We start from the raw sequence: 5,664 nt of genomic DNA, 5'->3' as shown, positions 1-5,664 counted from the left end.
TTGGTTCCATTATTGTCGAAAAGAAAAAGATAGAGATTCTTGATGATGCGCTCGGCATCGCTTCCCTGATTTCTCTCGATTGTGCGAAAGGCCTCACCGGATTTAGTGAAATCATCCACTCGTAAAGATATTTCAATGCGCTTGTCTTCTGCTGGCTCATCCGAGTTGTTCTTTGAACAGGAAACGAACATGAAGCTCGTTAGGAACAAGGCATAAAGCAAATATTTTTTCATAAGTCTATCTATTTCTTGATGAAAACTTTATCGGGACCGGCTCCTGCTGTCCCCGGAACTTGGTTGTAATAAACCTCCAAATAGGCAGAGCCAACAGGTACGGCATCCTTATTTACTTTGAAGGTTTGAGTGGCTCCGTCTGCTAATTGGGAAAACTCAACCATAGTATGGGTAGCATCTGTTCCGAAATATGCTCCATTCTGAGCCTTCAGTCTAACAATATGGGGATCACAATTCGGAATCGTATTGGTAATAGTAATATTGCCTTCATCATCCACCTCCACATTATATCCGTATCCCATGTATGTGTCGTTGGTCACTACATTCCAGTCCGAAATAGAATATTTCACCTCGATCTTATCCGGCAAATTCTTCACCTGATACTTATAGTGATGGTTCCGATAGATCGTGTAGTCCGGCTTCTGTGACAGCTCAGCCTTGGCAAAAGGCAGATACTGACCGCCCGGGATAGCATTGTCATGTGTTATAATAGGCACATCATACATTATTCCACCCTTAGTCGTAATACGGAAAAAATTGATAGGCTTGTTTTCAATATCTCCGGTATTTCCCCACCAATTCGTTGGTTCAACAATTGCCTCAGGCATATAGGCTAAAAATGTATTCGCATTTTGTACCCGCCTCATTTCTATCGGACCAAAGTATTGAGTAGGTGGGGTTTGGATAGACGACAGAGAGAAATGCCTGTTGGCATTGAAAAGCTCTACCTTCTCAAGGTTGTCTATACCTACTGTTAGATTAATCTCCAACTTACCAACAACACGGATCAATTTAACATTTTCTTCTCCATTTGGTTTGAATGGCATTGGATTAGAGGGGGTACCTCCTATAGCAACAGTCTGATTCCTGTACTCTCGCGCCATCGGAAAACCGCTATTATCGGTTGCTTCCAAATAATGAGTAGCAGCCAATTCGCGAACTTGATTCATAAAGTTGAGCATATCGGTCTTGTTGGCAATAGCACTCATTGCTGCTTGAGAACCCGGCATATTGGCTATAAAGAAGAAATCACGTTGTCCGGGTGTCAATTTTGTCGTAAAGGCGTAAGAAGCCACTCCACTTTCGATCGTCGTGGTAAAATGCTCGGCTATCTTATTTCCGGTTCCCGAATCAAACACTAACATGGAGAGACTGTGCACACGGTCTTCAAAATCCTCCATATCCATATTAATGGATTCTTCGCCATTCGTATGCGCGGCTCTAGCAGTAACAGCCAAATAGACATCCGGCTGTGTATCTGGCTGCGGCTCAACCCCCTTATTGCATCCGAAAAGGACGGATACAAAGGCGGCAAACGCAATATATCTCATTTTAATTAGCATCATATTCCAGATATTATAGTTGTAAGAGAGAAAGATTCTCCCCTCTGTTTCAGAACCTTCTTGTCTTTTTATTCGAACTGAGTAGCGGAATCTGAAATTAGCAGATTCGGACACCAAAGATCAGACCTCCTTTATAATCGTTGTCTTGGGGTGGATGTGGATCCAGAGGAAAAGCTCTCAGCCCTTGGTTGTCTCTTTAAAGTTCTATGTCATAGCTATGCACCAGCCAATCATTAACCCATACCTCAACAATGACATAAGTAGCATCAGGACAATTACAATGGTGTGCCACTAATCTTACATCAAAGTCGTTCAAACAGCGTAAGTTAATATTCTGGGCATACTGGCTCGAAAGGATAACACCCACAAGGTCGGTGCGGAACATTTCTCGTCCCGTCGGCTTATGAATTACAGAAAGGGTGTTTTCATGCCCACTCTCCAACTTCAAGGTTGTGAAGAAAGCGCGGCATGTACTATCACCTACGACTTTGGTTTCACCAGGATAGTAGGTGGAGTCTGATTTGGCAACTCGCCCATCGAAGCGATAGGAACCATTGCTCGAAGCCAAATTAATTACATAGTCTTCCGGTTCAGGAAGACTGTCAATCGTCACCGTCACTCGATTAGTATACTCACGGAAATTGGCTCTCGTACGCACGTACTGATCACCGGCTTCTTCCATGTCTTTCAGTTCAACAACAGGACTCGTCGCATACCACAGGGTCGTCCCATCTATATTGGTAGCCCATTTCCCTTCCTGTTTCAAGCGCATCAAGATCTCCTGCTTGGTTGTTTCTCCAACCTTAATATCGCCTAAATTATAATGATCACTGATATTCCCCCAGGCCAAAATCGTGTATAAGCCGTTTTCTTTTAAGGGTACAAGCCATTCGTTCGTTTCGGACAGACGGACATTTTCGAACAGATTAGCACTGCGAAGAATATCATTCCGATCGAAAGCATAGACATTCAAGCGACCTATCTCCTCCGGATAAGAAGGACTTTCAGCACATTCCGTTTGGGAATAGAAGTTGACATAAACTCCTCTGGGACAATCATCATAATTGTCATAAATCATCTTATCACATGAAGCCAAACTTCCCAACACGGCGAGAACGACCGGCAAAGCAAAAAACAGTTTGCGAATATCCATATGCTTACTATTGTAATAGTTATTAGAACAAATAAAAGAAGAGGGAGAGAGATACTCCCGAAAAGACAATCTTCAGGAGAAATCCCTCCCCTTCCTGATAAAACAAATCGCTTCTACCTCTTAGAACTCGATATCATAGTTATGCAACGTCCAAGGTGTCACTGTCACGTCCACAACCATGTATGTCTTCTGAACCGGCAGGGGCTCTTCTGGATTCGGAGTGTCAGGGTCTTCGGGGTCCGGAGTATCAGGATTATCAGGAGTATCCGGGTTGTTCGGATCAGGATCCGTAGGAACAAATGGATTACCGGAAAGACCGATGTTGCGGAACTTAGAGATATTCACGTTGTAGATATTGTTACGACGAGCAGGAGACATAGTCCAGGTCGTAGGATCCAACGTGTTCGGGTTCAACCAGGCATAGTAATAAACTGCTGCTCCTTTGTAAGTCACTACTCGAGGATTACCCACACCGCCAGAAGCGGGGTTAGCAGCATTTGCAGTGGCTTCACTTGCATAGAACTTACCGGTTACAAGACCCAAGAAGAGGTCATTACCCTCTTGATATGCAGCTTGCTCTCCTTCAGCCCACATGGCAGCGACAGGCTTCAGCTTACCCTTTACGAGGATATAAGTCGTATTACCTTTTCTGTAATCATTGTCAGCATGAGTGGTCTCTGAGACATACTTATAAGGCACAGTGGGGACATCTGTCACAGAATATGGAGCATTCAGCTGGTGAACATCAATTCTATTGGCCAACTGAGAATAGTCATAGTGCTTCATGGCGCCATTAGCCCCATTATACTCATCGGTACTTGCAGGCACAAAAGAAGCTGCGGGAGAGAGAGCGTCATCTTTCTGCTGCAGATAGTACTTCTTTTCGTACTGGGCTACCGACCACTTCAGATCGGAAACCGTAGCGATGACAACCTCCACATTACCCGGACGAAGGGCCTTGATTTCATAAGCACCATCTACGGGCTGCTGAGTAATGGTCATTGACGCACGTATCGCAGCACGCTTAACGACTATAGAAACCTTGTTCTGCGCAGGAGCATTGGCTGCACTCACATTAGGCAAAATAGTCTGCACCACAGGCTTACCAGACATAATCATCTGATCCTTTTTTTCCTGATTCGGACCGAGAACCAGCGTAGCAATCTCACTGCCGGTATCAGAAAATGCTGCATAGGCCGCCTCATATGCCACCTTGAGGTCAGCAGCATTGGTCGCGGCATTAAGAGCCTCTTCCACCTTAGGAGTGATATTAACAACAGCATAGACAGTCTTTTCTCCACTTTTTACCTGGAAAGGTGCTGTCACAATCGTCGTATTGGCTCCCTGATTTACTTGCAGATCTGCTGCAGAAAGCTTTCTGACATCAATCTTGCCATCACCCACAACATAGACTGTCAAATCATTGATCTTGTCTATACCTCCGTACTCACCTACATGATTGTAGTCATTGTCGCCGGCGCGATTGTGCTGAGGCAATGACATAGAAACAGACATGTGAGTATCTGCAACAGAAGAGTTATCAGGTGATGGACCATTACCCTCCTTACTACATGAAGCAAAGCCCAACGAGAGCATTGCCCCAACCAAAAACATCTTGTTTAACTTCATAAGCTAATTGTTTAAAGAATGATTATTATTAAGAACACTAAATAACAAAAGAATCCAGACAGAAAAAGTTCTGAACATTAATCCGATATCGACTTTACATATTTCACACATCTAAGATCTACAATCTATCCGCTCTGAAGCGGTAGGCTGAGCCACACTGCAAGGGTATCCTATCAAAGAAGATCGACCTCCTTTACAGAATTTACAGAACTAAAATATATCGCCCCCTCGGGAGCGACATAAGAAACCGCACTAGTATCGGCCTCATAATGTCTAAAACAATATTCCATCAAACTTTATCTATAGTGCTTTACCCACAAATTCTCGACAAGAGCCTGCATTCAGAGAATAAAAAGGTAAAGAACACAAAAAAAGAGAAGTCGCATAATTCTGCACCTCCTTTTACCTATAGCAAAGTAAAACAAATTTTCCATACTAAAAATTAATTATGACAATAATTTGTTCGTCACTACGTGTTTATACGTAGAGAAAACAAACAAGAAAAGCACAATATCATAGTGACATAACAGTATTGACCAATGAAACAGATAGTGTTTTGAGCCACACAGCAGTAATGTTTTTTCCGGGGGACTCCGATTTCATCCCATTGATTATTAAATCATAGAGAGAAAATAATCGCTGGATCGGATACCGCGGTTCTTAGCACCCATAGGTTCGTTCCCGAAAAATCTCTCAGAACACGATGAGATCAAAGGTCATCTTAAACTAGCCACCGGTACTATCCAAATGCAAGCGCAACACAGGGCATTACAGAAAGAGTATGCTGAAATTCCTATTTCCAGACATCTTATCTCCAATTTCTCGGCCATTGCTCTTCTCTTCTGTTAAACGTCTATTAGGTGTTTTTGTTTCCTGCTTTTTACTACTTAGAAATCCAAAAATCAACATCCGTCTTAAATGTATACGTCGAATTAGAGAGCATTTAGATTACAGAAGGAATAGCCAGAAAGAGGGGCTTCAATCGGCCTTTAAAAGTTTAAGGAGAGGGGCTAACAGGTTGACGTGTACTGAAAAAAGTTGACAGTGGGCGGGATGCAACCAGTATCCATTATGGGCAAACATTTAAGCAACTTTGAACGCCTTGCCATCCTAGAGGATTACCTCTCGGGAGCAGAGAGCAAAGCAGCCATTGAGCAGAAATATGGGCTAAGTCATGGTCTCATTCGCTCTTGGCTTAGTAAATTTGGACTCGAAGATAAAGTTCATCCGGTCCCAATGAAAGCGTCCCAATCCCCCCAGAGTGAGCTGACCCTCAATGAAAAAGAAGAGTTGGAGCAACTACGTA

3 protein-coding genes and 2 pseudogenes are annotated in these 5,664 nt (G+C 43.3%); 1 reads left to right on the top strand and 4 read right to left on the bottom strand.

Going from position 1 to position 5,664, the window contains the following annotated elements:
* The 4 genes and pseudogenes from F452_RS0110340 to F452_RS0110325 form a co-directional block, all read right to left on the bottom strand.
* Positions 1-233, bottom strand: a pseudogene (locus tag F452_RS0110340) (fimbrial assembly protein); the annotation flags it as partial.
* A gap of 8 nt (positions 234-241) precedes the next feature.
* Positions 242-1,579, bottom strand: a complete 1,338-nt coding sequence (locus tag F452_RS0110335) for a FimB/Mfa2 family fimbrial subunit (RefSeq protein ID WP_018965306.1) — start codon at positions 1,577-1,579, stop codon at positions 242-244.
* Positions 1,580-1,772: 193 nt separating this feature from the next.
* A complete protein-coding gene (gene mfa2, locus F452_RS0110330) occupies positions 1,773-2,729 on the bottom strand; it encodes a fimbrial anchor subunit Mfa2 (protein ID WP_018965305.1) in 957 nt (318 codons plus the stop codon).
* Positions 2,730-2,849: 120 nt separating this feature from the next.
* Positions 2,850-4,358, bottom strand: a complete 1,509-nt coding sequence (locus F452_RS0110325; protein ID WP_167319369.1) for an Mfa1 family fimbria major subunit — start codon at positions 4,356-4,358, stop codon at positions 2,850-2,852.
* A gap of 1,053 nt (positions 4,359-5,411) precedes the next feature.
* Here F452_RS0110325 and F452_RS0110320 point away from each other — a divergent pair.
* A pseudogene (locus tag F452_RS0110320) lies at positions 5,412-5,664 on the top strand (IS3-like element ISPg5 family transposase); the annotation flags it as partial.

Origin of the sequence: Porphyromonas gulae DSM 15663, from assembly GCF_000378065.1 — a bacterium.
Taxonomy (GTDB): domain Bacteria; phylum Bacteroidota; class Bacteroidia; order Bacteroidales; family Porphyromonadaceae; genus Porphyromonas; species Porphyromonas gulae.
This window is presented reverse-complemented; position numbering and strand designations above follow the sequence as displayed.